This window comes from Niveispirillum sp. (assembly GCF_017996735.1).
Classification (GTDB): domain Bacteria; phylum Pseudomonadota; class Alphaproteobacteria; order Azospirillales; family Azospirillaceae; genus Niveispirillum.
In genome coordinates, this window is sequence record NZ_JAGOGJ010000091.1 from 1 (window position 1) to 26706 (window position 26706).

General features: G+C 64.9%; 20 protein-coding genes and 1 pseudogene. 7 read left to right on the top strand and 14 right to left on the bottom strand.

Going from position 1 to position 26706, the window contains the following annotated elements; all coding sequences use genetic code 11:
* The 4 genes and pseudogenes from KBA48_RS22810 to arsC all read right to left on the bottom strand — a co-directional run.
* A partial coding sequence (locus KBA48_RS22810) for a hypothetical protein (protein ID WP_292910698.1) occupies window positions 1-550 on the bottom strand: 550 nt, incomplete at its 3' end.
* 222 nt (window positions 551-772) lie between these two features.
* The gene (locus KBA48_RS22815; protein ID WP_292910700.1) at window positions 773-1345 is read right to left on the bottom strand and encodes a 3TM-type holin; all 573 of its coding nucleotides are present in this window, start codon (window positions 1343-1345) and stop codon (window positions 773-775) included.
* Between the two features lie 243 nt (window positions 1346-1588).
* The gene (locus tag KBA48_RS22820) at window positions 1589-1804 is read right to left on the bottom strand and encodes a CcdB family protein (RefSeq protein ID WP_292910736.1); all 216 of its coding nucleotides are present in this window, start codon (window positions 1802-1804) and stop codon (window positions 1589-1591) included.
* Between the two features lie 355 nt (window positions 1805-2159).
* Window positions 2160-2510 (bottom strand): annotated as a pseudogene (gene arsC, locus KBA48_RS22825) (arsenate reductase (glutaredoxin)); the annotation flags it as partial.
* 226 nt (window positions 2511-2736) lie between these two features.
* Here arsC and KBA48_RS22830 point away from each other — a divergent pair.
* Both KBA48_RS22830 and KBA48_RS22835 read left to right on the top strand, forming a co-directional pair.
* Window positions 2737-3195 carry a DUF4112 domain-containing protein gene (locus KBA48_RS22830; protein ID WP_292910702.1) on the top strand — a complete coding sequence of 153 codons (459 nt, stop codon included), beginning with the start codon at window positions 2737-2739 and terminating at the stop codon, window positions 3193-3195.
* Between the two features lie 43 nt (window positions 3196-3238).
* The gene (locus KBA48_RS22835) at window positions 3239-3751 is read left to right on the top strand and encodes a TerB family tellurite resistance protein (protein ID WP_292910704.1); all 513 of its coding nucleotides are present in this window, start codon (window positions 3239-3241) and stop codon (window positions 3749-3751) included.
* 73 nt (window positions 3752-3824) lie between these two features.
* Here the strand turns inward: KBA48_RS22835 and KBA48_RS22840 are convergent, their stop codons facing one another.
* A complete protein-coding gene (locus tag KBA48_RS22840; protein ID WP_292910706.1) occupies window positions 3825-5066 on the bottom strand; it encodes an MFS transporter in 1242 nt (413 codons plus the stop codon).
* A gap of 203 nt (window positions 5067-5269) precedes the next feature.
* Here KBA48_RS22840 and KBA48_RS22845 point away from each other — a divergent pair, with 203 nt between their 5' ends.
* Window positions 5270-5686 carry an organic hydroperoxide resistance protein gene (locus tag KBA48_RS22845; RefSeq protein WP_292910708.1) on the top strand — a complete coding sequence of 139 codons (417 nt, stop codon included), beginning with the start codon at window positions 5270-5272 and terminating at the stop codon, window positions 5684-5686.
* A gap of 63 nt (window positions 5687-5749) precedes the next feature.
* On the opposite strand, the gene KBA48_RS22850 is transcribed toward KBA48_RS22845, so the two are convergent.
* The 4 genes from KBA48_RS22850 to KBA48_RS22865 form a co-directional block, all read right to left on the bottom strand.
* On the bottom strand, window positions 5750-7258 hold the full coding sequence (locus KBA48_RS22850) for a tryptophan halogenase family protein (protein WP_292910710.1): 1509 nt from the start codon (window positions 7256-7258) through the stop codon (window positions 5750-5752).
* 145 nt (window positions 7259-7403) lie between these two features.
* Window positions 7404-8918, bottom strand: coding sequence for a tryptophan halogenase family protein (locus KBA48_RS22855; protein WP_292910712.1), 1515 nt, complete (start codon window positions 8916-8918; stop codon window positions 7404-7406).
* Window positions 8915-10348: a tryptophan 7-halogenase gene (locus KBA48_RS22860; protein ID WP_292910714.1), complete on the bottom strand. Its 1434-nt coding sequence runs from the start codon at window positions 10346-10348 to the stop codon at window positions 8915-8917. The genes KBA48_RS22855 and KBA48_RS22860 overlap by 4 nt, the downstream gene beginning before the upstream one ends.
* Window positions 10345-11889, bottom strand: coding sequence for a tryptophan halogenase family protein (locus tag KBA48_RS22865; RefSeq protein ID WP_367273866.1), 1545 nt, complete (start codon window positions 11887-11889; stop codon window positions 10345-10347). Before KBA48_RS22865 ends, KBA48_RS22860 begins: the two co-directional genes overlap by 4 nt.
* Window positions 11890-12095: 206 nt before the next feature.
* On the opposite strand from KBA48_RS22865, the gene KBA48_RS22870 reads away from it, so the two are divergent.
* A complete protein-coding gene (locus KBA48_RS22870; protein ID WP_292910718.1) occupies window positions 12096-15494 on the top strand; it encodes a TonB-dependent receptor in 3399 nt (1132 codons plus the stop codon).
* A 117-nt stretch (window positions 15495-15611) separates the two neighbouring features.
* Here the strand turns inward: KBA48_RS22870 and KBA48_RS22875 are convergent, their stop codons facing one another.
* Window positions 15612-16505, bottom strand: coding sequence for a LysR substrate-binding domain-containing protein (locus KBA48_RS22875; RefSeq protein WP_292910720.1), 894 nt, complete (start codon window positions 16503-16505; stop codon window positions 15612-15614).
* A 374-nt stretch (window positions 16506-16879) separates the two neighbouring features.
* On the opposite strand from KBA48_RS22875, the gene KBA48_RS22880 reads away from it, so the two are divergent.
* Window positions 16880-18067 (top strand): acyl-CoA dehydrogenase, encoded by a 1188-nt coding sequence (locus KBA48_RS22880; protein WP_292910722.1) that lies wholly within the window; start codon window positions 16880-16882, stop codon window positions 18065-18067.
* A gap of 240 nt (window positions 18068-18307) precedes the next feature.
* Window positions 18308-19510, top strand: a complete 1203-nt coding sequence (locus KBA48_RS22885) for a CaiB/BaiF CoA-transferase family protein (RefSeq protein ID WP_292910724.1) — start codon at window positions 18308-18310, stop codon at window positions 19508-19510.
* Window positions 19511-19738: 228 nt separating this feature from the next.
* Here the strand turns inward: KBA48_RS22885 and KBA48_RS22890 are convergent, their stop codons facing one another.
* From KBA48_RS22890 to KBA48_RS22900, 3 genes are all read right to left on the bottom strand, one after another.
* Window positions 19739-20728, bottom strand: a complete 990-nt coding sequence (locus tag KBA48_RS22890; protein WP_292910726.1) for an asparaginase domain-containing protein — start codon at window positions 20726-20728, stop codon at window positions 19739-19741.
* A 37-nt stretch (window positions 20729-20765) separates the two neighbouring features.
* Window positions 20766-22004 carry an FAD-dependent oxidoreductase gene (locus KBA48_RS22895; protein ID WP_292910728.1) on the bottom strand — a complete coding sequence of 413 codons (1239 nt, stop codon included), beginning with the start codon at window positions 22002-22004 and terminating at the stop codon, window positions 20766-20768.
* 156 nt (window positions 22005-22160) lie between these two features.
* Window positions 22161-22832 carry a GntR family transcriptional regulator gene (locus KBA48_RS22900; protein ID WP_292910730.1) on the bottom strand — a complete coding sequence of 224 codons (672 nt, stop codon included), beginning with the start codon at window positions 22830-22832 and terminating at the stop codon, window positions 22161-22163.
* Window positions 22833-23303: 471 nt separating this feature from the next.
* Between KBA48_RS22900 and KBA48_RS22905 the strand changes: the two genes are divergently transcribed.
* Window positions 23304-25733: a TonB-dependent receptor gene (locus KBA48_RS22905; protein ID WP_292910732.1), complete on the top strand. Its 2430-nt coding sequence runs from the start codon at window positions 23304-23306 to the stop codon at window positions 25731-25733.
* Window positions 25734-25805: 72 nt separating this feature from the next.
* Here KBA48_RS22905 and KBA48_RS22910 read toward each other — a convergent pair.
* The coding region (locus tag KBA48_RS22910) for a hypothetical protein (RefSeq protein ID WP_292910734.1) at window positions 25806-26706 on the bottom strand (901 nt) is incomplete at its 5' end.

The window sequence follows — 26706 nt, forward strand, 5'->3', positions numbered from 1 at the left end:
GCTCAAAGTGCCGGTACCGCATGGCGCGGCGGTGATAGGGCGTGCTGTCCCAGGTGCCTGCCATGAACACGCCGCTGCCGGATGTGTAATCCGTATGGTTGCGGCAGGACGGGGTGGGGGACAGCAGCAGTTCGGCCAGCGGCGCGCCCGACGGGGCCAGCGGGGCGGCCGTGTCGATGGCCACCACCCGGTCGGCCCCGGCCGCACCCGGCTCGGCGCTGCGCATCACCAGGGCCGTGGCCCCGGCGGGGGCGTCCCAGGCCAGGGGCAGCCCGCGCGGCACCATCGCCGCCTGATCGGGGCCCAGCGTGACGCTGGCCCCGCCGGCGGTCAGCGTCAGTGACCCCGTCAGGACCAGCACGAATTCATCGCCGGGCAGGGGTGGGACCTCTCCCCGGCCGGCGGCCAGCTTCAGGACCGACAGTGTCACCGGACCGGGCGCCAGCGGCACCTCCACCCGGCTCTCCAGCCAGGACCCGCCCGCCATGGCCGCCGGCAGCGCCTGTGCCGCGAAGGCGCGCAGGTCGATGAAGCTGAAAACCCGGTCCATATCCGCCATCCCTTGTTCATGCCGTAAAGCGGAGCGCAGGATAGGCGGGCCGGGCCGGTGCCGGACACCGATCGGGGCGGGGCCGGCGGCAGGTCGTGCCGTGACCGGCCTTATATCAGCGGCCTTTAATCCCGCTCTTCGGGATTAAAGGCTTCGGCGGCATGGGCCACCGCCGCGCCGGTCGGCGCGGATACCATCGGGCAAACATTTCGCCCGACGGTATTACCCGGCGCCATTCGTCCCGTGGCGGCGGTTCCATTCCTGGATCACGGCATCCGACAGGGGATTTCCCCGGTCGGCCATTTCCCGGTCATAGCGGTCGGGATCGGCAGCGGGATCGGGGCGCAGTTTTTCCAGCCGCGCGCGGGCCGCCAGTACCGCCCCCACATGCTCGGCCGTCGGCGCCTTGCCGCGCCGGGCGGACAGCAGGGTGCGGTCGCCGAAAAAGAAGGCGATGATGGCGCCCAGCACGATCCACATTTCCTCCGGGATCAGGGACCAGGCCTGGGCCGCCACGGCAAAGCCCGCCGGATCGGCCGAGGCCCAGACAAAGATGCCGATCACCCCCAGCGCCATGGCCGGGCGCGGCAACCGGTTCAGCCCGTCGATAAAGCTGTCCCAGCCTGTGCGGTTCTGCCGATCGGCGAATTCCGCTCCGAATTGCTGGAACCGTGCCAGCATCTCGCCGTGGCGGCTGGCCTCGTCCTGCAGCTTGTCGCCGACAAAGGGTGTGACGGCTGCCGCCACCGCCTGCGCCCCGACACCGATCATGGCCTGTACCATCCTGCCCAACATGAGGATCCTTTCCGCGCGCCGCGCATGCAAAAAGGCGGCGGCGGCCGTTCAGGGCCACCGCCGCCGCAATGGGATTCCGGGTGAGGAAAAAAAGCAGTTTATAGGATAATTAGCCCATTATCAAGCCATGTCATACGGAGGGTAATAAGTATTGACCTTCGTATCCGCGCCCACGGGCGCGGTGGCGGCCCCTGCCGCCGACGTCAGTAAATCCTGACGTGTCAGGACTTACTGACACGCGTATCAGTCGAGATATCCCCGCGACAGGACCTGATCCAGCGCACGGATGATGGCGCCGCCATGTGCTGCAAGATTAGCAACCAACGGACCCAGGGCAGAGCGTGGTATATTCGTGATTAATTGAGGAAGAAAAATTGCCCGACGCCCTTCAACAATAAAGGAGGGGGTGGTGACCGCATCCATTGTTGAAGCATGATCAACGGACATGGGAACGGTTATGCATCGTTCCTAACGTCTCAATAAACCGGACTGAACAATAACGACATAGGGGTAGATCCTGGCGGCCTTCCCCGTGATGCGGTGAACATCGAACTGCGCCATTACAACGGGCCAAATTCATCCGCTAAAGAGAGGCCATGCGCCGACCATTCATTGAAACGCTCCATGTAAGCGTCCATCCGCGCCTGAAGGCACTCCCGGTCACCCCTCTCATCTGCTGACGTCGCAGGGGTTCCGGCAGTATCCGCCGGGCGGTCAGGGCGTTTCAAGGGTGTGGTGCTGGTCATGTTTCACGTCCGGACCCATAATCAAGCATCAATCCATCACCGATCAGGCTCCCTGGACCCGCTCACGCCGGCAGGATCTCGCGCAGCGTCTCCGCCGGGCGGCAGAGGCTCACGCCCTTGTCGGTTTCCACGATGGGGCGGTTGATCAGGATCGGATGGGCCAGCATGGCGTCGATCAGGGCCTCGTCCGTCACGGCCGGGTCGTCCAGGCCCAGTTCGGCATAAAGCGCCTGTTTCTGCCGCACGATGCCGCGCACGCCCAGGCCGCTGGCCGCGATCAGCCGGCACAGGGTGGCGCGGTCGGGCGGGGTCTTCAGATAGTCGATCACCACGGGTTCGATGCCGCTGTCGCGGATCATGGACAGGGTGGTGCGCGATGTGCCGCAGGCGGGATTGTGCCAGATGGTGACGGGGGCCATGGGGCCGGCTCCTGTTGGTCGGAAGGCGGGCGCACGGTAACGGGCGGGCCGGGCGGACGGAAGGGGCAAAAAAAATCTCATCACCATACCCTTGAACGGCGGTCAGCGCTTCTTACATCAGCGCTATCCTGGGTCCGGGCCCCTCTGGCGTGATGGCGACAGCCGCACGCGATGTCGGACTCCTTGGGCGAAGCTGTGGCTTGGTCGTGAAGGAGCCTGTCTTTTGATGTCGAACCTGGAACGCTATACCCCCCATTACGATGATCCGCGCACCGAGGCGCATATGGACAATCACTGGCGCGTGCGCCGGCGGCTGGACCGTGCGGCCCGGATCCTGGACAGCGCCATCCGCCTGCCCATCGTCGGACGAGTGGGTCTGGACGCGCCGCTCAACCTGATCCCCGGTGCCGGTCTGGCCATATCCACGGGTGTGGCCGCCTGGCTGGTCTGGGAATGTTCCCGCCTGGGCGCGCCGAAACGGCTGGTCACGCGCATGGCCGGCAATGTCGTGATCGACAGCCTGATCAGCGCCATCCCCGTCGTCGGCTGGGTCGGCGACATGTTTTTCCGGGCCAATGATCGGAATGTCGAGCTTCTGCGCCGCCATCTGGACGGCCAGCATCCCTTCCGCCGGCCTTATGAGGGGCGCGGCGGGGTTATCGACGGGCACTATACCCGTCTTTAAAAATCACAAAATAAATCAACACATTGGCAGATGAGATCCTGACATGAGCCTGTTCAACATGTTCAAAAGCGACAAGGGCGAGGCCATGACGGCCCACAAGGCCTTTGCCATCGCCCTTCTGTACACCATGGCCGCCGATGGCGAGATGGATGCCGAGGAGGTGGGTCACCTTCTGGCCGTCATCGGCGGCGAGAAGTCGGGCGGCACGATCGGTGTCGGCGCCAACAATCAGGCGCTGCTGAACGCCGCCATGAAATATGTGCGCAGCCACAGCCATGAGCAGTTCCTGGCCGAGGCGACGCCCGTCCTGACCACGGCGCAGCGCCTGTGCATCATGATGAATCTGGTCGACAGCGCCCTGTCGGACGGGGAGGCGGAGCAGGAGGAGCGTGATTTCTTCGACAAGGTGCAGAAGGCTTTCGGTATCACCGACGAGCAGTTCCGCCCCTATTTTGAAGTCATCATGCTGAAGAATGACCGGTCGGTGTTTGTGGACAAGAACCATCCGCTGAACCAGCCCGGTTTCAAGGTCGGCATGCCGGGGCAAGCGGCATGACCGTTGCGGCCGCGGGCTAATCGTCCCGCGGGCCGGCTCCCCTGTCCCGACCCGCGTGTCCGCGGCCGCCTTTTTATTGTGGCTCGACCGGTGGCTTTTGTCTGGCCACCGTGAAGAAGACCAGTGTCATGGCGACCGCCATGATGATGAACGCCACCAGCACCCCGCCATAGCCGCCCGTGGCGTCATAGACCAGGGCGGCCAGGCTGGGTGCCAGGGCGCGCACCACGCCGATGGGTGTGGTCAGCAGGCCGTTGATGGCGCCATAGGCCCGGCGCGTCAGCATTTCCGGCACGGCCGCCCCGCGGACGATGGTCAGGATGCCGTTGGCCGCGCCATAGACCAGGGCAAAACCGATCAGCGCCACCATGTCCGTTCCCGCCGCCCCCAGCCCCAGCAGCGACACGGCCAGGGTCAGGGTAGTGAAACAGCCGACCAGGGCGATGGGTGTTCCCCGGGCCAGCACGATGATCAGCACACGCCCCGCCACCTGGGCCGGGCCGATGATGGCCATGATGGTGACGACATGCGCGGCATCCAGCCCGCGTTCGGACAGCAGCGGATACAGGTGGAAGGTCACGCCGGTAAAAGCCGCGAAATACAGCATGAAGGCCAGCGCCAGTCCCCAGAAGGCCCATTGCCGCAGGGCCCAGCGCACGGCCACCCTGTCGGCCGCCGCCGCATCCATGCCGGTCTCGGTCGCCCCCGCCGCGCGGTCGTCGCGCAGCAGCCAGAGATGCAGCGGCAGATTGACCAGCAGGTTGAACCCGGCCAGCGCGAAGGCCGTCCCGCGCCAGCCCAGATGGTCCAGCAGGAATTGTGTGATGGGGATGAAGAAGGTGCTGGCCAGCCCGCCCCACAGGGTCAGCGCCGTGATCCCGTCGCGCGCCCCGGCCCCGAAGCGCCGGGCGATGACGGCAAAGGCCGGCTCATAAAGGGTCATGGCCTGGGCCACGCCGATGCCGATGAAGGCCGGGACCAGCATCCAGGCCGATCCCGCCCCGCCCCAGGCCGTCAGCGCCAGGGCGCCCAGCACCGATCCGCCGGCCAGCACCGCGCGCCCCCGGCCCCGGTCGATGGCCCGGCCCACCGGATAGGCGGCCAGCCCTGCCATGCCCAGGGAAAGGGAGGCCAGAAGATAGGTTTCCATCTTCGACCAGCCCAGTTCCGCCCCCATCGGGGCGGCCAGAAGCGGGAAAGCATAGAGCAGGCTGCCCCAGGCGATGATCTGTCCGATACCCAGGCCGGCGATGAACAGGCGCGGGCGGGCCGGTAGGGAGGGGGTATCGGTCACGATCCTGGCGGGTCCAGCCATGGCAAGGCGCCCATGCCAGCACCCGCCGACCGGAAAGGTCAAGTCCGTCAACTGCAGAAAATGCATAGCGAGCGATATAATCGTACGCGATAAAATACATTGCGCGCGATCTAATTGTGAGCGATCTTTCCCTCACGAGATCGACGGGGCCACCCGGCACCGCCAACCACCCGGCGAAATGCCGACAGACAGGAGTGATGATCATGAAGGTTCTCTACACCGCCAATGTGACCTCCACCGGTGGCCGCGACGGCCGCGCCACCTCCGACGATGGGTTGCTGGATGTGAAGCTGGCCCCGCCGAAGGAATTGGGCGGTGCCGGTGGCGCCACCAATCCGGAGCAGCTTTTCGCTGCCGGCTATACGGCCTGCTTCATCGGCGCCATGAAGTTTGTGGGCGGCCGTGACAAGATCGCCGTGCCGGCCAATGTCTCCGTCACCGCCAATGTCAGCATCGGCCCGCGTGAGGATGAGGGTTTCGGTCTGGCCGTGAAGCTGAATGTCAGCCTGCCCGGTCTGGACAAGGAAGTGGCCGAGGATCTGGTGGCCCGCGCCCACAAGGTCTGCCCCTACAGCCACGCCACCAAGGGCAATATCAGCGTGGAGACGGTGATCGTCTGATCGCCGGTTGCCGCCGTACCACCGGTCATGAATGATGACCGGTGGTGCGGGCCGTCGGCGGGATCACCCGGCCCGGCAATGCTGATTGATGAAATCCCGGTGGGGCGGCATGTAATCGGCCGAATTGTGGATGGCCTCGCGGATATGGTCCAGCCGCGCCCTGGTCTCATCCAGGCTCAGGATATTGGCGACGGGATCGTAACTGCGCGGCACCATCAACTGACCCAGCATCACCGCGAACCAGCTTGTGTCGTTGAACAGTTCCTCATTCTCCCGGAACGTGCGGCCATGGGCCCTGAACACGTCCATCTTTTCCTGCAACCTGTCGGGCACGGGCATGGTGCGGCAATAGTCCCAGAAGGGGCTGTCGGCGCGTTCGGTGGCCTTGTAATGCAGGATCAGGAAGTCGCGGATTTCCGCATATTCCGTGGTCAGGATGCGGTTGTACCGGTCGCGGGTGACGGGATCGAAATCCAGATCGGGGAACATGGCCATCAGGCGCGACAGGCCCGACTGGATCAGCCAGATCGACGTCGATTCCAGCGGTTCCAGGAAACCCGACGACAGGCCGATGGCCACGACATTCCGGTCCCACAGCTTTTTCCGGTGCCCCGTCTGAAATGGCACGAAGCGCGGATCGGCCAGCGGCTTGCCATCCAGGTTGGAGAGCAGGACCGACACCGCCTCGTCGTCGCTCATATACTCCGAACAGAAGACATGGCCGTTGCCGATCCGGTGCTGCAACGGGATGCGCCATTGCCATCCGGCCGCCCGCGCGGTGGAGCGGGTATAGGGCGCCATGGCCTCTGTCCCCTCGCACGGGACCGCAACCGCGCGGTTGCAGGGCAGGTGGTGGGACCAGTCGACATACCCGGCCTTCAGCGCGCCTTCGATCAGCAGGCCCCGGAAGCCGGAGCAATCGATAAAAAGGTCGCCCTCCACACGGCAGCCGTCGGCCAGTTCGACGGACTGCACAAAGCCGGTTTCGGGATGCTGATGGACGCGGGTGATCTTGCCCTCCCGCCGCACCACACCGCGCGCTTCGGCATAGCGGCGCAGATAGCGCGCATAAAGCCCGGCATCGAAATGGAAGGCATAGGCGATTTCCGACAAGGGCGAGCGGCCGGCATTGATGGCGCGCATGAACTTGCCGCGCGCACTGGCCGTGGCCTGCAACGACCAATCCTCGATCCGGTCGACCAGCCCCGCCTGTTTCAGGCGCAGCCAGTAGGCATGGAAGGACACGCCCTCCATATGCAGGCCGATATGGCCGAACGGGTGGAAATAGGTGTGGCCCACGCGGCCCCAGTTCACGAACTGGATGCCCAGCTTGAAGCTGCCCTTGGTCTCGCGCAGGAACTCATCCTCGTCGATGCCCAGCATGCGGTTGAAGGTGGCCATCTGCGGGATGGTGGCCTCTCCCACGCCGACAATGCCGATCTCGTCACTTTCGACCAGGGTGATCTGGGCATAATCGGTGCCCAGCAGCCGGGCGAAGGTGGCGGCGCTCATCCATCCGGCGGTGCCGCCGCCGATGATGGTGATGCGGCGGATACGACGGTCGCTGCTCATGCTTTCCTCGCGGGGGTGTAAGTTAAGGGGCATGGAACATGGCCCTTAAAGGCCAGCGACCGCTGGTCCGCGACCCCATGGTCGCGTAAGCCAAGGCGGCGGATGCCGCCGCCCGGCGCTTGAGGGAACGGATAACGATCAAGGGTCATGATCCACGACCCTTGATCGTGCGGGCCAGGAAGTCGCCATGGCCGGGCATGGCATCGGCCGTGCGCGCAAAGACGGCGCGCAGCCGGTCCAGATTATGGCGGACCAGGCCGGGATCGATGGTGTCGACCAGCGGGTCCCAGCGTTCGGGAATGATCCCCTGGCCCAGAAGCACGGCGATCCAGCTATTCTCGCTGAACAGCTCATCCTCGAACCGGAACAGCCGGCCGCAGGCGCGGAACAGGTCGATCTTCTGGCGCAGGCTGTCGGGGATCTCCATCGACGCCGCGCGCTGCCAGAAGGGCTCGGGCCGGTCATTGGCGACATAATGCAGGATGATGAAGTCGCGCACCTGTTCGAACTGCATCGCGGACAGGCGGTTATAGGCGTCGATATTGGCCGGACTGAATGACCGGTCGGGGAACAGGGCCAGCAGCTTGGAAATGCCCGCCTGGATCAGGTGGATGGAGGTGCTTTCCAGCGGTTCCAGGAACCCGGACGCCAGCCCCAGCGCCACGCAATTGCGGTTCCACATTTTCCGCCGCCGGCCCGTGGTGAAGCGCAGCGGGCGCGGGTCGGCCAGGGCCGGGCCTTCCAGATTGGACAGCAAGGTCTCCGCCGCCTGTTCGTCCGTGATGAACTGGCTGCAATAGACATAGCCGTTGCCGGTACGGTGTTGCAGCGGGATGCGCCATTGCCAGCCGCCTTCCCGCGCGATGGCGCGGGTATAGGGCTTGGGCGGTCCGACATTGGCGGACGGCACGGCCAAAGCCCGGTCACAGGGCAGCCAGTGCGTCCAATCCTCGTACCCGCTGTTCAGCGCCCCTTCGATCAGCAAGCCGCGAAAGCCGGAACAGTCGATAAAAAGCTCTCCTTCCACCCGCCGGCCGTCGGTCAGCACCACCGCCTCGATGAACCCGTCGGCGGCGCGCAGCGGAACCGACGCCACCTTGCCCTCCACCCGCCTTACCCCCCGCGCCTCCGCATAGCGGCGCAGGTAGGCGGCGTAGAGGCTGGCATCGAAATGATAGGCGTAGGTGACCTGTGACAGGACCGATGACGGGTCGGGCACGGGCCGGGCGAATTTCTCCTTGTTCGCCATGGTGGCACAGAGATTGTAATCGTCGATGCCGCTGGCCAGGCCTTGGGCGTGCAGTTTCAGCCAGAATTGGTGGAACTTCACCGCCTCCATGTCAAAGCCGAAGGACCCGAACGGATGCAGATAGCGGGGCCGCGCGCTTGTCCAGCCCTCGAACGCGATGCCCAGCTTCATGCTGCCCTGGGTCTGGGAAACGAAGTCGTTTTCGTCCAGGCCCAGCAGGCTGTTGAACTGCCGGATGGGCGGGATCGTCGCCTCGCCCACGCCGACGGTGCCGATCTCCTCGCTCTCAACAAGCGTGATGCGGGTGGCGCCGTTGGCCGACAGGCGCGACAGGGCGGCCGCCGCCATCCAGCCGGCGGTGCCGCCGCCGACAATGACGATCTGGCGGATGGGATCGGGGCTGCGTGTCATGCCGGTGCTCCCACCAGTTGGGCCAGCGCCTGGGCATGGGTTGGCATGCCGCCCGCCGCCCGCAGCAGCACGCCGCGCAACCGTTCCAGATGGGTCATGATCTGTCCGTCGTTCAGGCCATTGGCCTGCACATCACATCGCCGGGCGCGGATGCCGGCCGCGTCCAGCAGGTTGATCCAGTCCGGCCGCTGAAACATCTCCCCATCCAGCAGCGGGATGCGCCCCCGGCTTTCATAAAGCGACAATTTATCGGCCAGCGGGGCGGGCAGGTCCATGGCACGCGCCGCGTCCCAGAACGGTTCCCCCGTCCGGCCATTGGTCCGGAACGGCAGGATCAGGAAATCACGCGCCCGCTCCGCCTGCTCCGCCATCTGGCGGTTGAAGGAACCGGCTTCCGGCCCCGTGCCGGGCGACACGGGATAATGCGACAGCAGCAGGTTCAGGCCCGACAGCAGCAGCGACAGCGCCACCCCGCCCACCGGGTCCAGCAGACAGGATGAGGCCCCCAGAAACAGGGTGTTCCCTTCCCATTGCCGGTCGCGCCGGCCGCTGATGAAGCTGCCCGGCCCGGTGCCCAGCCTTGTCACCCAGGCACCCCGGCGCAGGGGGATGCGGCGGGTCCAGCCATCGCCCTCGGCGCTGTGCAGCGCATAGGGGGGCGGGGGGCCATCGGCCGCCACCGGTTCCACCCCGAACCGGTCACAGGGCAGCCAGCGGCGCCAGTCGTGCCAGCCATTGCCGGGGCCGGCCAGCAGGGCGCGGGGGCCGGTGGTGTCGATATAAAGGTCACCTGTGACCAGGGTATCATCGGCCAGGACCAGCCCGGTAACGCCGCCATCCCCGTCGCGGCGCACATGCGACAGCGGGGAAGGGGCCAGCCGGGCGCCCGCCGCCAGCGCCTGACCCCTGGCCAGGTCCGTCAGGCCGCGCAGATCGATGAAGGCACCGGGCGCCAGGGTGGACAGCACGGATCGCGGATCGGGGGAGGGCAGGGCGAAGCGTTCGGCCTGTGCCGCCAGCGTGGCCAGCGAATAATCCGTCATCCGTATCTGCGCACCCGCCGCCCGCGCCCGCCAGACCAGATGGTGGAACCCCACCCCGTTCAGGTCCGCCCCCGTCTCCCCGAAGGGCAGGAAGCTGACGGCGCCGTTGCCGCCCCAGCCCTGAAAAACGGTGCCCAGGCTGAACCCGCCGCCACCGGCCCGCATGATGTCGGGCGGATTGACACCCAGCAATGCCGCCAGCCCCTCCACCCCGCCGGGCAGGGCGGCGGTGGCGGGGCCGAACGGGTCCAGGCTGTCATCCAGGCCGGGCAGGGGGACAAGGGTCACCGATCCGCCGCGCCCCGCATGGTTGCGGGCGATGGAAGCCGCCGCCAGCCAGCCGGCAAAACCGGCGCCGGCAATGACGATGTCGTGCAGGGGCTTCATGCCGGCACCTGTGCCTTGTACCGGGACAGGATATCGCCATGCGTGGGCATGGAAGATGCGGCCCGGCGGCAATTTTCCGCCTCCAGCGCGATGATGCGGTCCAGTTCCGCATCGGGCACCAGGGCCGCGCGCGGATCGACATGGTCGGGCAGGATGTTCTGACCCAGATAGACGGCAATCCAGCTTGGTTCCAGGAACATGCCGTCGCGGTACAGGGTGACGATGCCGCGCTGCCGGAACAGTTCCATCTTGGTGGCCAGGCTGTCGGGAATGGCCATGGTGCGGCAATGGTTCCAGAAGGGGGTGTCGTCGCGCTGGGTCGCCACATAATGCAGGATGATGAAATCCCGCACCCGTTCATATTCCAGATCCATCAGCCGGTTGAATTCCGCCGCGTCCAGCGGGTCCAGGTCCGGCCCCGTGGGGAACAGGTCCAGCAGCCGGCCGATACCCAACTGGATCAGGTGGATGGACGTGCTTTCCAGCGGTTCCAGGAAACCCGCCGACAGGCCGATGGCAACACAATTGCCCACCCATTGCCGCTTGCGCTTGCCGGTGGTGAAGCGCAGGCGGCGCGGGCTGGCCTGGGCCGGGTTTTCAAGCTGGTCCAGCAGCGTCCTTTCGGCCGTGTCATCATCGATGAAGCCGCTGCAATAGACATGGCCGTTGCCGGCCCGATGCTGCAGCGGGATGCGCCACATCCAGCCCGCCTCCCGCGCCGTGGCCCTGGTATAGGGGGCGGGATCGGCCGCATTGGCGCAGGGTACGGCCACGGCCCGGTCACAGGGCAGGAAACGGGTCCAATCCTCATACCCCGTCTTCAGCGCGCCTTCGATGATCAGGCCGCGAAAGCCGGAACAATCGACAAACAGGTCGGCCGTGATCCGTTCCCCGCTTTCCATCAGCACCGAATCGACCTGGCCGTCGGGCCGCAGGGTGACGTCGCGCACCTTGCCCTCCGTCCGGACCACGCCACGCGCCTCGGCATGGGCGCGCAGATAGGCCGCATAAAGGCCGGCATCGAACTGATACGCGTAGGAGAAGCTGGAAAAGAAGCTGGACGGGTCGGGCGACGGATGGCCGAAACGCCCGGCCCGCGCGGCCTGGATGGGCAGCGACACCGCGTCCAGCCCGTCCGCCGGCACCCGCCCTGCGCGGCGCGCGCGGGTCCAGTGGTGATGGAAGGGCACGCCGCCAATATCACGCCCGAAGGCGGCGAAGGGGTGGATATAGGCATCCCCCTTGGCCCCCCAGTCGCGGAATTCGATCCCCAGCTTGAACGTCGCCTCCGTGCGCGACATGAAATCGGCTTCGTCGAATCCCAGGCTGGCGTTGAAATGCCGGATATGGGGCACCGTGGCCTCGCCCACGCCGACAGTCCCGATCTCCGCCGATTCCACAAGACGGATGGAAATGCCGGTTCCCGCCAGCTTGGTTGACAGCGCTGCCGCAGCCATCCATCCTGCCGTCCCACCGCCTACGATCAAGACCCGTACGTTAGATTGTTCTTCAACTGTTTCTTTTTTCATTGTTCCCCCCATTATTGTCGATGTTAACGCTCACTTCTGTACGTCGTCAACGCATGTGCGCCGCAGCAGAGGGTTTTGTTGCGGCGCAATAACAGAAATCGCTTTTTTGTTAGCCCTAACATATGAGCTCTTGACGTTGGGGCAGGTCCTGATTACCAATTTAACTTGTTCAAAGCGCAAATCCAAAAATGCTAGCGCTAACATGGGAGGAAAAGGGGATGGGTGTTATCGATCGCCCCCGGCAGGGGATGCGGCGGCTGCACGATTTTGGCCGCACGCTGCAAGGTGGGGTTTCCATAGCCGCCCTGTGCGCCATTGCCACGGTCATGCCGGCACAGGCCCAGCAAAATCAAGATGATAAACCCGTGGGGGGGCAGGCGCCCGCGCCGGTCGCTTCTTCCGTTACCGGAAATGACAGCGCTGTACTGGTGGCCCAGGCCAACAACACGGCCGGCGATGCGGCGCTGGAAGAGATCATCGTTACTGGTTTTCGCAAGTCGCTGCAAAGCGCGCAGGACATCAAGAAGAACTCCGACACCATCGTCGACAGCGTTACGGCCGAGGATATCGGCGCCCTGCCGGACCGGTCGGTGACCGAGGCGCTGCAACGTATTCCCGGCGTGTCCATCAACCGCTTCGCCGCCGGTATCGACCCGGACCATTTCTCGGTTGAAGGATCGGGCGTGGTGGTGCGCGGCCTGACCTATGTCCGGTCCGAATTCAACGGACGCGAGGCGTTCAGCGCCAATAACGGCCGTGCGCTGGGCTTTGCCGACGTGCCGTCCGAACTGATGGGCGGCGTGGACGTGTTCAAGGCGCCGACCGCCGACCGGATCGAAGGCGGCATCGCCGGCGTCGTGAACCTGCGCACGCGCAAGCCGTTCGACAGCGCCGAACGTATGCTGGCGGCGTCTGCCGAACTGTCCTATGGCGACTTTGCCAAGGAATATGCGCCCACCGGCTCCGTGCTCTATTCCGACCGCTGGGATACCAAGATCGGTGAGTTCGGGTTCCTGGGCAGTGCCGTGGGATCGCAACTGAAATCCCGCGCCGACCGTTTCCAGCTTTCCAGCTTCCGCGTCCGCAATCTTTATTCCGATGGCGACGTGGTGCAGAACGGGTCGGAGACGAGCCCCAACGCCATCACCGATCAGGTGCTGTTCCCGCGTGGCGCCGTGGTGGGCACGCAGGAATTCGACCGCCAGCGTTATGGCTATGCGGCCACCGCGCAATGGCGCAGCCCCGACAACACGATGGAGGCGGTGTTCAACTTCCTGCGGTCGGACAGCCGTCAGGCCTGGACCGAACATGCGGTTGAAATCGCCACCGACAACGTTGCCAACAATGGCGACAGCCGCCGGGTGCCGGGTACGACGTTGAAATTCGACAGTTCCGGCATGTTCGAAAGCGGCGTTATCACCGGCCCCAATGGCTGGCGCGACGACCAGAATGCCGGTGCGGCCCGCGTGCCGCTCAGCGGCCTGCAGAGCAACAATATCCGTCGTGACCATGAGGAAAAGCTGGTCACCGACGATTACGGCCTGAATTTCCGCTGGGATGCGACCGAGAATCTGGGCATCAATTTCGACTATCAGCATGTGAAGTCGAAGACCTGGATCATGGATAATGGTCTGTGGACCTCCAGCTACCAGGATGTCGCCATCGACATGAATGGCGGCAAGGGTTACCCCAAGGTCGAGTTCCGCGCGCCCCAGGTCTGTTCCGGTCCCGCTGCCAACTATACGACCGGCTGCTCCGGCGCTCTCGGGGAGGCTGGCAATCCCAGCTATTTCGGGCCGGGACATACCAGCTTCTCCGACCCGTACAACGCCTTCTACCGGTCGGCGATGGACCATATCGAGGACAGCGACGGCAATTCCGACGCCGCGCGCATCGACTTCGATTACAAGATGGAGGACAGCAGTTTCTTCAAGTCGGTGCAGGCCGGTTATCGGTATGCCGACCGGCGGCAGACGGCGCGGTTCTCCACGTATAACTGGGGGCGTCTGTCGGAACAGTGGGGCAATGGCGGTCCCGTCTGGCTGACCGATCCGGTGGACAATACCGTTGGTGGCACCGGCGGTACGGCCCCGACCCAGTTCACCAACTTCACCTATCCGAAGTTCTTCCGTGGCAAGTTCCCCGATCCGCTGCTGGGTCAGGGCCGGGTGTTCTATTCGGGCAACACGGTGAAGGATTATCAGGCCTATATCGCCTATGCCGGCGCCATCAACCGCGAATGGGAACCCACCGTGACGGGTGCCGATGGCGTGGTGCGCAATGGCGGCTGGAACGCGCTGGCCAATCGTGCCGGTGTCATCGCCGGCACGCCCTTCCTGCCGGGTGAAATCAACCCGATCCGGGAAGAGAACAATGCCGGCTATGTCATGACGAAGTTCGATACCGACTTCGACAATGGCTGGAACCTGTCGGGTAATGTCGGCGTCCGCTATACCACGACCGATCGTACCGCGGGCGGTTACCTTGCCTTCCCCACGCCCAGCTCCGCCTTCCCGTCGGAACAGGACTGCGCCGACGCGATTGCCGAGGCGGGAAGCAGCGGTCAGGCAATACCGGGCTTCTGTACCCTCAGCGCGACGGTGCGGGCGCAGGCACGTGCCTACACCAACAATGCGCTGACGCCCAGTACCGTGAAGATCAAGTATGATTACTGGCTGCCCAACCTGAACCTGAAGCTGGAGGTTGATGACGGTGTGCAGTTCCGCGCGTCGTACTTCAAGGGCGTGGCACCGCCGGCCACCGGTCTGACGCGTAACTTCTTCAATGTGAACCTGACGACGCTGCAGAATACCGACGCCAATGGCAATGCCATTCCCGGCAGCTACCGCCTGCAGGGTGAATTCAATGCCGGCAACCCGTATCTGCGGCCGACCACGGCCGACAATTACGATCTGACGGCGGAATGGTACTTCTCCAATGTCGGTCAGTTGACGGGTTCGATCTTCTACAAGCGGCTGAAGGGCGTGCTGACCAACAGCACGATCCGTTATCCGCTGACCAACAACGGCGCCACGTTCGACAGCATCGTCACGACACCCGTCAATGCTGACGAGGACGGGAAGATCAAGGGCTTCGAAATCGCCTATCAGCAGACCTACGATTTCCTGCCCAGTGTCTTCTCCGGTCTCGGCCTGCAGGCCAACTACACCTATGTCAAAAGCTCCGGCGTGCCGCAAAGCACCCTGTCGGAAACCGATCCGGATGTGGGTGCGGGCCGCGTGACGACGGTGGACATGACCAAGCTGCCGTTGCAGGGCCTGTCCAAGCATCAGTTCAACATCACGCCCTTCTGGGATTACGGCCCGATTTCCGCCCGCGTCTCTTATTCCTGGCGGTCGGACTTCGTGCTGACGATCCGCGACGTGATCTTCCCCTATGACCCGATCGTCAACGAGGCGGGCGGGCAGTGGGATGCCTCGTTCTTCTACAGCTTCAACGACAACTTCAAGTTCGGTGTCCAGGGCGCCAACCTGCTGAACCAGGTCACCAAGACCTCGGCGGTGGTGACGGGTCCCGATGGCGAGAATGTGAAGGTGCCGCGCGGCTGGTACATGAACGACCGTCGTATCACGGCCGTGGCACGCTTCACCTATTGATGCGTGTCTGTCCTGGGGCTGGCCTTTGGTCGGCCCCGGGACGCTCCTGTCTGGTTCTTGTTCTTTCTTGTCTCCTCAAGGCCTTGGCGCCGTCGTTCACCCGACGGCGCCATTTTTTTATCCCCGCGCCGCCACCGACAGCAGCCATTCGCGGAAGGCGACCAGGGGGCCATAGGTGTCGCGGTCGGCCGGATAGACCAGATGATACCCGCCCTCGGTCGACAACGCGCCCCCCGGCAGCGGCAGCAATTCCCCCGCCGCCAGTTCCTCGCGCACCAGGAAGGACGGGACCAGCGCCGCGCCCAGACCCGCGACCGCCGCCCGGATGACCAGCAGGAACTGTTCGAAGACCAGCGGCTGTTCCCCGCCGCGCCGCAGCCCATGCGCCGCGAACCAGCGATCCCAACTGTCGGGCCGCGTCTCCTGCTGCAGCAATGGCAGGGCCGCGACATGGGCCGGTATGGTCACGGCCCGGTCGCGCAGCAGTGATGGCGCCGCCACGGCCAGCAGCACCTCTCCCATGAAACGGTGATGGACCAGACCGGGCAGCGTCGGCGGGGCCGCCATGATGGCGGCGTCGATCCCCTCCGCCCGCAGGTCGAACGGCCGGACACGGGTGGAAAAATTGATGGTGACATCCCGGTGGCGGGCAAAAAAATCCCCCATAAGCGGGATCAGCCAGCGCGCGCCGAAGGTGGGCAGGATGGCCAGATCCAGGGTACCGCCATCCCCGTCGAAGGCGATGGTACGGGCCGCCGCGTGACCCAGCCGGCCCAGGATCTCGCGCGCCTGATCGGCGAAATACCGCCCGGCCGGCGTCAGCACCACCCGCTGCCGCACGCGTGTGAACAGGGCGACGCCCAACTGCGCCTCCAGTTGCGCCACCTGCCGGCTGACCGCGCCCTGCGTCTGGTTCAGTTCCAATGCGGCGGCCGTGAACCCGCCCAGACGCGCCGCCGCCTCGAACGCGATCAGGGCGGCGGTACTGGGGATCAGGCGGCGAGCGAACATGGGCGGGGCTTTCGGTTGGGTGGGCGGTGGTGGGGAGGTGTTGTTCCCTCACCCTCCCACCCGCTGACGCGGGCGGGCCCCTCCCTCTCCCGCCAAGCGGGCGAGGGGCAGACTGAAGCGAAACGCCAAGTTTCGCCCCTCGCCCACGAATGTGGGAGAGGGAGGGGCCCATTGGCGTCCGCCAATGGGAGGGTGAGGGCAAAACATGTCGAAGCCACCATCATGCAACTTCCTGTGCCCAGAATGCCAAAACCTGCTGAAACCCGCCAGACTTCATTCCAATCCCTCATTAAGTTGGTGAGCAATCATGGTTTGCACCGGGCCGGCATCGGGCGTATCGCTAGGGCCCTTATCCACGCATGGGGTTTGCGATCATGGCGGGCACGGCCGCGTTCCACTGGGATGATGCTTTTCTCCTGAACGACCAGTTGACGGAGGAGGAGCGGCTGATCCGCGACAGCGCCCATGCCTTCGCGCAGGAAAAGCTGCGCCCCCGCGTGCGGCAGGCGTTTGAGAAGGAACAGACCGACCCCGCCATCTTTGCCGAGATGGGGGAGATGGGCCTGCTGGGCGTGACCGTGGCGCCGGAATATGGCGGGGCCGGCGTCGGCTATGTCGCCTATGGCCTTGTCGCGCGTGAGGTGGAGCGGGTGGATAGCGGCTATCGCTCGATGATGAGCGTGCAATCGTCGCTGGTCATGTACCCGATCGAGGCCTATGGCAGCGAGGCGCAGAAGAAGAAATACCTGCCCAAACTGGCATCGGGTGAATGGATCGGCTGTTTCGGCCTGACGGAGCCGGATGCCGGGTCCGATCCCGGCGGCATGCGTACGCGGGCCGAGCGGATCGATGGCGGCTATCGCCTGACCGGGTCCAAGATGTGGATCACCAATTCCCCCATCGCCGATGTCTTTGTCGTCTGGGCCAAGTCCGACGCCCATGACGGCGCCATCCGGGGCTTTGTCCTGGAAAAGGGCATGCAGGGCCTGACGGCGCCCAAGATCGAGGGCAAGCTGTCCCTGCGCGCCTCCATCACGGGGGAGATCGTGATGGACGGGGTGGAGGTGGGCGAGGACGCCCTGCTGCCCAACGTGTCGGGTCTGAAGGGGCCGTTCGGCTGCCTGAACCGGGCGCGCTACGGCATTTCCTGGGGCTCCATGGGGGCGGCGGAAGCCTGTTTCCACGCCGCCCGGTCCTATACGCTGGATCGCAAGCAGTTTGGCAAGCCGCTGGCCGGCACGCAGCTTGTGCAGAAGAAGCTGGCCGACATGCTGACCGAAATCAGCCTGGGCCTGCAGGCATCCTTGCGCGTCGGCCGCCTGTTCGAGGCGGGGCAGGTGGCGCCGGAAATGATCTCCATCGTCAAGCGCAACAATTGCGGCAAGGCCCTGGACATCGCCCGCATGGCCCGCGACATGCACGGCGGCAACGGCATTTCCGGCGAATTCGACGTGATCCGCCATATGGTGAACCTGGAAACGGTCAACACCTATGAAGGCACCCATGACGTCCACGCCCTGATCCTGGGCCGCGCCATCACGGGGCTGCAGGCGTTTTTCTGATCGGCCGGGTTACGCCCTTCCAAACGCTGACGCGGGCGGGAATGTTGTACCCTCGCCCTCCCACCCGCTGACGCGGGCGGGCCCCTCCCTCTCCCACGTTCGTGGGCGAGGGGCATGACTTTGCGGGTTCGCCTATTCCGCCCCTCGCCCGCTTGCGGGAGAGGGAGGGGCCCAAGCCCGCTAGGGCTTGGGAGGGTGAGGGTCCGACATAACCAGCATCATCAAACCACGGAGCATCCCATGCCCGGCACCCTGGACGGCATCCGCGTCCTGGACCTGTCCCGTATCCTGGCCGGCCCCTGGGCGACCCAGATGCTGGGCGATTTCGGGGCGGAGATCATCAAGGTCGAACGGCCGGGGGAGGGGGATGATACCCGCCGCTGGGGCCCGCCCTTCGTGGCCGGTCCCGACAGCCCGTCGGCCTATTTCCTGACCGCCAACCGCAACAAGCGCTCCATTGCCGTGGATTTCACCAGTGCCGACGGACAGGCCCTGATCCGCGATCTGGCCGTGAAGTCCGATGTGCTGGTGGAGAATTACAAGGTGGGGGGGCTGGCCAAGTATGGGCTGGATTATGACAGCCTGGCCGCCCTCAACCCCCGCCTGATCTATTGCTCCATCACCGGTTTCGGTCAGGACGGACCCTATGCGCAGCGACTGGGTTACGATTTCCTGATCCAGGGGATGAGCGGGCTGATGTCCGTCACGGGTGATCCGGCCGGCGGCCCGGCCAAGGCCGGCGTCGCCCTGGCCGACATCATCACCGGGCTTTATGCCGGCAACGCCATCCTGGCCGCCCTGCACCATCGGGAGCGCACGGGCCAGGGCCAGCGCATTGATGTGGCGCTGCTGGATTGCATGCTGGCCGCCATGGCCAATCAGGCGCTGAACGTGCTGGTCTCGGGCCGCGATCCCAGGCGCATGGGCAATGGCCATCCCTCCATCGTGCCCTATGACACGTTCCCCGTTTCCGACGGGCATATCAATCTGGCCGTCGGCAATGACCGGCAGTTTCAGCGCCTGTGCGCCGTACTGGGTGTGGCCGAACTGGGCAGCGATGACCGGTTTGCCAGCAATCGTGCCCGCGTGGCCAACCGGGTGGAATTGACCCGGCTGCTGTCCGACCGGCTGACCACGCGGCCCGGCGCGGAATGGCTGGCGGCGCTGGAGGCGGCGGACGTGCCGGCCGGTCCCATCAACAGCCTGTCCGCCGCCTTTGCCGACCCGCAAATCGTGCATCGCGGTCTGGCCCTGACCCTGCCGCACGCGGCGGCGGGCACCGTGCCCGGCGTGGCCAACCCGGTGAAGTTCAGCCATACGCCGAATGTGGACAGCACGGTCCCGCCCGATCTGGGGGCCGATACGGGATCGGTTCTGGCCGACCTGCTGGGCCTGGATGGTGACCAGATCGCGGCGCTGAAGGTGGCGGGGGTGGTGGGCTAGGGTGGGCTGCGGCGCCCTTCTGCCGCTGTGAAGCGGGGCGCCGGCGGTGCCGTTGGGCTTGCCCTCACCCTCCCACCCGCTGACGCGGGCGAGGGGCGAACATTGAGGTCTGGTCTTTTTCCGCCCCTCGCCCGCTTGTGGGAGAGGGAGGGGCCCATTGGCGTCAGCCAATGGGAGGGTGAGGGAAACTCGCAAGGTGAGCGAAACTCATAAGGCTCCCGTCCCCCCTCACACCACCCCCATGCCGGCCCACCCCGCCATTTCCGCCCGCACATCGCGGCCGGCGGCCAGCATGACCGTCAGCAGCAGCCTGGCCTTGCGCCCGTCCAGGCTGCCGGCATCGATCAGGCCGTTGGCGATCAGCCAGGATGCCGTGCCGTCGCCCTGATAGGTGCCGTGGGCGTCGGTGTCGCCCTGCGGACAGCGGCTGACCAGCAGCACGGGTTTGCTCGCGGCGATGGCGGCCAGCGGCGCAGCCAGCGCCTGGGGCACATGGCCCGACCCCATCGCTTCCACCACCAGCCCGTCCCAGGCCGCATCGGCATAGGCGGCGGCGGACAGCGGGTCGGCATCCATGGCGATGGTCAGCAGGCCCACACGCGCCCCCCCCTTATCCACGGGCCAGTCATAGGGGCCGGGCGCGGACAGGGGTGTCATGGCCAGCCGCACGCGGCCGGTGATGATGCTGCCCACCGGCCCCCATCCGGGGCTGCCAAAGGCGGCGATGCGGCCGCTATCCATCTTGCGTACCAGCCGCGCGTCATGCAGTTCGCCGGCGATGGCGACCAGCACGCCCGGACGCCGGCCCGACAGCGACCGGGCGGCGATCAGGGCGTCGCGCAGATTGCCCGGCCCCTCCGCCCCCGGCGCATCGGCCGTGCGCATGGACCCTGTCATGATGATGGTGGCATCGGCGGGGGCCAGCAGCGACAGCAGGAAGCTGGTTTCCTCCATCGTATCGGTGCCCTGCGCCACGACAAAGGCCCGCACGCCCTCGGCATGGCGGGCCTGGATATCGGCGGCCAGCGCGCGGATATCCGACAGGGTCAGGTTCTGGCTGCCCACGCTGCGGAAGGGCCGCACCGTCACCGGCCCGTCCAGCATGATGCCGGCAGCCCGCAGCAGGGCGGCACTGTCGGCCGGATCGGCCTTTCCCGCCAGCGCCAGGATGGTCCCGCCCAGCAGGTAGATGAAGGTCATATCGGCAGGGCCGGCCATGTGCATACCATCGATGAAGGGTCCCGGTGCTGTCCGGTCAGGCCGCCGCCGCCGCCAGCGTTTTCAGGTCCACGCCCGTATCGGCCAGCCGGTCGGGATCGACCACCATGCCGCCCGTGATCAGGGCCTTGGCCTGGATGAAATCGCGCGCGGCGTTCATGCAGTCGATGGCGATGACGCGGCCGGCGCGCAGATACAGGACGGAGAAGCCGGGGCCGGACGGGTCGCCGCGCTGCACGATCCGGTCGTAATCCATGGCCAGGCCCGCCGCCTGCATCTTCACCTCATACTGGTCCGACCAGAACCAGGGCAGGGAGACATAGGGCTTTTCCAGGCCCAGCAGCGTGTCGGCCGCCACCTTGCCCTGATCCACGGCGTTGGGCACCGATTCCAGCCGGATGGACCGGCCGGCGAAGATGTTGGGATGCAGGGCGCAATCGCCGATGGCCAGGATATGCGGGTCGGCGGTACGGCACAGGGAATCGACCTCCACCCCGTTGGGGCAGGGCAGGCCGCTGGCGGCCAGCGGTTCGACATTGGGGATGATGCCGATGCCGACCACCACGATATCGGCCGGCACCAGCGTCCCGTCCGACAGTTCCACCGCCTCCACCCGCGTCCCGCCGCGCAGGGCCGACACCTGGGCCGACAGGCGCACATCCACGCCGCGCCCGCGATGCAGGTCGGCGAAGAAGGTGGAGACGGGCGGCGAGGTGACACGGGCCAGCAGCCGTTCCTGCGCCTCCAGCACCGTGACCGGATGGCCGAAACCACGCAGCACCGCCGCCGTTTCCAGCCCGATATAACCGCCGCCCACGATCACCACCCGCGCACCGGGGAACAGATCGGTCTTCAGCCCGTCAATATCGGCGATGGAACGGATGGCATGCACACCGGCCAGATCGGCCCCGGCGCAGGACAGGCGCCGCGGCCGCCCGCCCGTGGCCCAGATCAGCTTGCCATAGCCGACCCTGGCGCCGTCGGTCAGGGTCAGGATGCGGGCATCGCGATCAACGCTGTCCACCCGCCGCCCGGTCAGCAGCGTGACCTGCTTTTCCGCCCAGTATTCCGGCTTGCGCAGCAGCAGGCGAACCGCATCGCGCTTGCCCGAAAGGTAATCCTTGGACAGGGGGGGACGTTCATACGGGGCCTGCTCCTCGTCCCCGATCAGGGCCAGGCTGCCGGTGAATCCCCCCTGACGCAGCGACTGGGCGCATTGCGCCGCCGCCTGTCCGGCCCCGGCAATGACGATATCGTACTGATCGGCCTGACCCATGATGTCCATCCCACTCCTCTGTTTTTATCGGGAACTACAGGCTCAAGTGGAAAAAAGACAAGCCAATCGACGCCCTGTCCCATGGTGTAGGACAAGGATCAACACCATCAATCCCGGACCGTCAAGACCGGGACGTGTCATGCCAGGGTCTTTGCCTTATTCCGCCGCCCGCTGCCCGGTCAGGGAGATATATTCAGCGAAGATGTCGCCCTGGATCGTCGTGTGCTGGCGCAGGCGGCGATAGGCAATCTCCGGATCTCCCTGCTGCACGGCGTCCAGAATAGCGGCATGGTCGCGCAGGTTTTCCTCTGCCCGGCCCGGGTAATTCAACTGGTACCGGCGATAAGGGACCAGTTGCAGGGCCAGCTTGTCCGTCATCTCCACCAGCACGTCATTATGGCTGCCCCAGACCAGCAACTGGTGGAACTTGCGGCTGGCCGTGTAATATTCATCCTGGCGGCCGGCATTGTAATGATCCTCGGAAAGCTTGTGCACCTCGGCCAGCTTCACCTTCTCCTCCGGTGACATGCGGCGGGCGGACAATTTGGCGCACAGCCCCTCCAGCTCCGACATCACCTCGAACATGTGGATCATCCGGCGGATATCCATGCTGGCCACCACCGCGCCCTGGCGCGGCCGCTTCTCCACCAGCCCGGATTCCACAAGCTGCAGCACCGCCTCCCGCACGGGCGTCCGCGATATGCCGAAACGGCTGGCAATCACCTCTTCGTCCAGGCGGGAACCGGGACGCAGGCGGCCCATGAAAATGTCCTGTTCCAGGGACACACGCACATGTTCGGCATGCGTTACGTGTGTGGGCTTGCTCATCCGTCCTCCGCCGCGCGCTGCCGCGCTTGCCACCTCTTCCGATGCCGCCGCCACGGCGATCCGTACAAGGCGGCATCGCTGTCATGTATCGGTCATGGTGGGCGACAAGTCAAGCCGTCGCGGCGGAGATTGAATACGCATGAAGTGTACATTGCATATTTATCTGACGGCACCCCGCCCGAAGTCACCGGCCGTGACGCGGGGAAAAGCCCGCCGGATGCCTGAAATCCGCGCGGCGCCAACGCCAGGGCCTTGCTTCCTGCATCCGCGCACATTTTTCGCTTCGTATACATTGCGTGCCATTTGAAAATATTATACAGTCCGCACCGTATCCAGAAAACACCGTGCCCCGCATGTTCAACCGGGGGCCATGTATCCGGCTGCGGGTGCCGGACTCTCCAGAATGATCCGCCGTGAATGCGGGTGACCGGAAAAGCAGCCGCCGAAGGGCGGCATAAAGGGAGGAAAAGAATGTCGCGGAAATTCCGTGCGGCGGGGTGGCGCCTGTGCGCCAGTGCCGTTGCCATGCTTGCGTCGATGCCGGTGCTGGCCCAGCAGGCCACCCCGGCCAATGAGGGGACGCAGGCCAATGCGCAGCCCATCGGCCTGGATGAGATCGTGGTGACGGCCAACCGCCGGCAGAGCAATTTGCAGGATACGCCGGTGGCCGTGTCGGCCTTCACCCCGGCCATGTTCGACGCGGCCCCGCCCAAGGATCTGGGCGATATCGCGGCCTATGTGCCCAATTTCTCCGCGGCGCGCGTCACCGGCTTCAACGCCGCCTCCTTCGCCATGCGCGGCGTGGGGCAGGTGGACATCATCGTCTATTCAGAGGCGCCCGTGGGCGTGATGCTGGACGATTTCGTGATGCCCAGCGTGCAGAGCCAGTTGCTGGACACGTTCGACGTGGAGCGGGTGGAGGTGCTGCGCGGTCCGCAAGGCACGCTGTTCGGCAAGAACACCACCGGCGGTGTCGTCACCGTATACACGAAGAAGCCGTCCCTGACCGATCAGGCCGGCGAGGTGCAATTCACGGCTGGCAGTTTCGGCACCCGCGCCGCCAAGGCGTCGGTGAACCTGCCGCTGGTGGAGGACAAGCTGGGCGTGCGTCTGGTCGCCGCCTATAACAAGTCCGATGGCTATTACAAGAATGGCGCCTGCTATGGCCCCGTGCCCGGCAGCAATGCGCGCGGCTGCGGCGATGGTTCCAAGCTGGGTGGCGAGGATATCTTCAACGGCCGCGCCAAGCTTTTGTGGAAGCCCACGGAAAATGTCGAGGCTTTGTTCCAGGTGGAACGCGTGCGCGACAATTCCGACAGCGTGCCCGTGGTCAACACCACCCCGTCGGACAGCCGCTGGGCCTTCTATAATCTGGGTTTCAGCCAGGATGCCGGCGACCCGCTGGACCATGCCGGCATCACCAATCGCGATGACAGCCTGCTGAACATGTCGGACGGGCATCAGGTGGATGTTGACGGCTATTACAGCACCATCAACTGGGACGCGGAGAAGGTCACGCTGACGTCTGTCACCGGCTGGCGCAAACAATATTCGCAACTGCCCAGCACCTATACGGGTGAGGTCGGCCCCATCTCCCTGTTCGATGCCAACCGCACCGACCTGCGCAAGACCTTCCAGCAGGAACTCCGCATGGCGTCCAACTGGGACGGCCCGGTGCAGATGGTGGCCGGCGGCTTCTATCAGAAGAATGACGTCAATTTCTGCGTGGCGCAGATCCTGGGCTTCCTGGACCTGTTCGGGACACAATTGCCATTCGGCACCTTCAACAACAACCCGCAGGTCCTGTGCAACCAGGAACGCCAGAAGGCCTATGCCGCCTATGGCGACGTCACCTGGGCGGTGAATGACAAGCTGACCCTGATCGGCGGTGCGCGCTGGACGCACGAGAAAAAGGCCTGGGCCGGGCGCAATCAGGTGTTTGTGCAGGCCTTGTCCGGCACGTTCGACCCGAATTTCACCTGGGACAAGCTGGGCAAGCTTCTGAATGCCGGTGATTTCGACAAGTACCCGACCGGCGTGGTGCGCGACAGCCAGTCCTGGTCGGAACCCACCTGGCGGGCCAGCGCCTCCTACAAGGTCACCGACGACGTGATGGCCTATGCCACCTATTCGCGCGGCTTCCGGTCCGGTGCCTATAATGACCAGACGGGCACGACGGGCGTGGCCATCCCGGCCCTGGCGGCGCGTCCCACCAACCCGGAACTGGCCGACAGCTATGAAGCCGGTATCAAGTCCGACTTCCTGGACAACCGCGCCCGGCTGAACGCCACGGCCTTCTATGTGAACTACAAGGACATGCAGCGTGGTCTGGTCGCCACCCTGACCAACAGCTTCGGTCAGCAGGTCCAGGAAACCCGCTTCTTCAATGCCGGTGAGGCCACCGTGAAGGGGCTGGAGCTGGAAGGCAGCATCCTGCCGACCGAAGGCTTGGAAATCCGGGGCGTGCTGGGCTATCTGGACGCCAAATATGACAAGTTCGAAGCCGATACGAACTTTGACGGCAAGATCGATATCGACTTCTCCAACCGTCCCCTGAACCGCGCGCCGAAATGGCAATGGTCGCTGGATGCCACCTACACCATGGATCTGGCCGACAAGGGCGAGATCCTGTTCAACGGCGCCATCCAGTTCGAGGATGAGAACGGCTATGTCTATTCCGATGTCAGCCCGGAATTCGACAGCAAGCTGGTCAAGAAGACCCTGCTGAACGCCGCCATCACCTGGCACGATGCCGAAGGCCGCTACACGGTCCAGGCTGTGGGCCGTAACCTGACCGACAAGCGCTACAACACCGCCACCAATGTGGTGGGCTCGCTCTGGACCTTCTCCACCTACGGCCCACCCCGCTATTACGGCCTGACATTGGGGGCCAAGTTCTGAGGAACCCTGTCGAAGCGTGAACTCCCGATGGGCAAACTGGGGCCGGCTTGATGCCGGCCCTCTTTTTGGTGATCAGCTTCCATCACCGGGCCAATCATCGCGCCAGGATGGATAGGTCTTGATCAGCATGTCGAATACAACGGGCAGAACAGACATCACGCTTTCCAGGCCACCGGGGAATCGATGGTGGTGCCCGTTTGACGTATCCGGCTTTGATGAGTATGCAAGGCCCGTATATTCAGCGATATTTTCAACGAAACGGTCGCGATACAGACGGCCCTTGGGATGCATAGTCACATTATTATGGTAGAAGTCAAACTTCCCTCTCTCCGGACCAATAATGACACGGAATAGGAGCGTCCGCTCCTTGTTCGGGGCGCTGACGGTAAAGGCGATCCGCTTCCTGCCGGCCGCCTTCGTCACTGCCGGCATGCCATAAGACGTGACCGGCATGTCCGGCCGATCCAGGGTATCGGCCAAATAGCGAAGCATCACCACCTGTTCCGCATCCGTATAATGGCCCCGTTGGGGCACCGGTGCGGCAGGCAGCAGCTTTGGCCGCCAGCTCGCAAGGATCTCCGCCACATCGGGCATCAGCCGGCGCCAGTCGGAACTGAACTGGCGGTGAAAGGCAAATGCCTCCTGGAACGCCCCGCCCATGCGTTGCGCCTCGGCCTCCCAATCCGACCAGCTGTAACCGGCCAGATCTGTCAGCTCGCTGCCATCGGCGATCCGGAAAACGCTGAACGGCTGACGATCATGGTGGGATAGATGATCGGGCGTGTATCTCAGAAACGGTTGAATTGTGGCGATCTCTTCCAGGTCCATCTTCAATCTGATGGATGGATGCCCGGTCCGGACAATACGTCGTTCTTCCGAGCCGATGACAAGGCATCGCGGACTGAGCATCGCCGCCGTGAATGCCCCATCGAAGAAGGCTGCGGGGTCCATCATGAAGGCCCTGCCATTCACC

Excerpts from the sequence above, each read along its gene's own strand:
- KBA48_RS22815 (WP_292910700.1), bottom strand. The coding sequence starts at position 1,345 with ATGTTGGGCAGGATGGTACAGGCCATGATCGGTGTCGGGGCGCAGGCG.
- KBA48_RS22830 (WP_292910702.1), top strand. The coding sequence starts at position 2,737 with ATGTCGAACCTGGAACGCTATACCCCCCATTACGATGATCCGCGCACC.
- KBA48_RS22835 (WP_292910704.1), top strand. The coding sequence starts at position 3,239 with ATGAGCCTGTTCAACATGTTCAAAAGCGACAAGGGCGAGGCCATGACG.
- KBA48_RS22840 (WP_292910706.1), bottom strand. The coding sequence starts at position 5,066 with ATGGCTGGACCCGCCAGGATCGTGACCGATACCCCCTCCCTACCGGCC.
- KBA48_RS22845 (WP_292910708.1), top strand. The coding sequence starts at position 5,270 with ATGAAGGTTCTCTACACCGCCAATGTGACCTCCACCGGTGGCCGCGAC.
- KBA48_RS22850 (WP_292910710.1), bottom strand. The coding sequence starts at position 7,258 with ATGAGCAGCGACCGTCGTATCCGCCGCATCACCATCATCGGCGGCGGC.
- KBA48_RS22855 (WP_292910712.1), bottom strand. The coding sequence starts at position 8,918 with ATGACACGCAGCCCCGATCCCATCCGCCAGATCGTCATTGTCGGCGGC.
- KBA48_RS22860 (WP_292910714.1), bottom strand. The coding sequence starts at position 10,348 with ATGAAGCCCCTGCACGACATCGTCATTGCCGGCGCCGGTTTTGCCGGC.
- KBA48_RS22865 (WP_367273866.1), bottom strand. The coding sequence starts at position 11,889 with ATGGGGGGAACAATGAAAAAAGAAACAGTTGAAGAACAATCTAACGTA.
- KBA48_RS22870 (WP_292910718.1), top strand. The coding sequence starts at position 12,096 with ATGGGTGTTATCGATCGCCCCCGGCAGGGGATGCGGCGGCTGCACGAT.
- KBA48_RS22875 (WP_292910720.1), bottom strand. The coding sequence starts at position 16,505 with ATGTTCGCTCGCCGCCTGATCCCCAGTACCGCCGCCCTGATCGCGTTC.
- KBA48_RS22880 (WP_292910722.1), top strand. The coding sequence starts at position 16,880 with ATGGCGGGCACGGCCGCGTTCCACTGGGATGATGCTTTTCTCCTGAAC.
- KBA48_RS22885 (WP_292910724.1), top strand. The coding sequence starts at position 18,308 with ATGCCCGGCACCCTGGACGGCATCCGCGTCCTGGACCTGTCCCGTATC.
- KBA48_RS22890 (WP_292910726.1), bottom strand. The coding sequence starts at position 20,728 with ATGGCCGGCCCTGCCGATATGACCTTCATCTACCTGCTGGGCGGGACC.
- KBA48_RS22895 (WP_292910728.1), bottom strand. The coding sequence starts at position 22,004 with ATGGGTCAGGCCGATCAGTACGATATCGTCATTGCCGGGGCCGGACAG.
- KBA48_RS22900 (WP_292910730.1), bottom strand. The coding sequence starts at position 22,832 with ATGAGCAAGCCCACACACGTAACGCATGCCGAACATGTGCGTGTGTCC.
- KBA48_RS22905 (WP_292910732.1), top strand. The coding sequence starts at position 23,304 with ATGTCGCGGAAATTCCGTGCGGCGGGGTGGCGCCTGTGCGCCAGTGCC.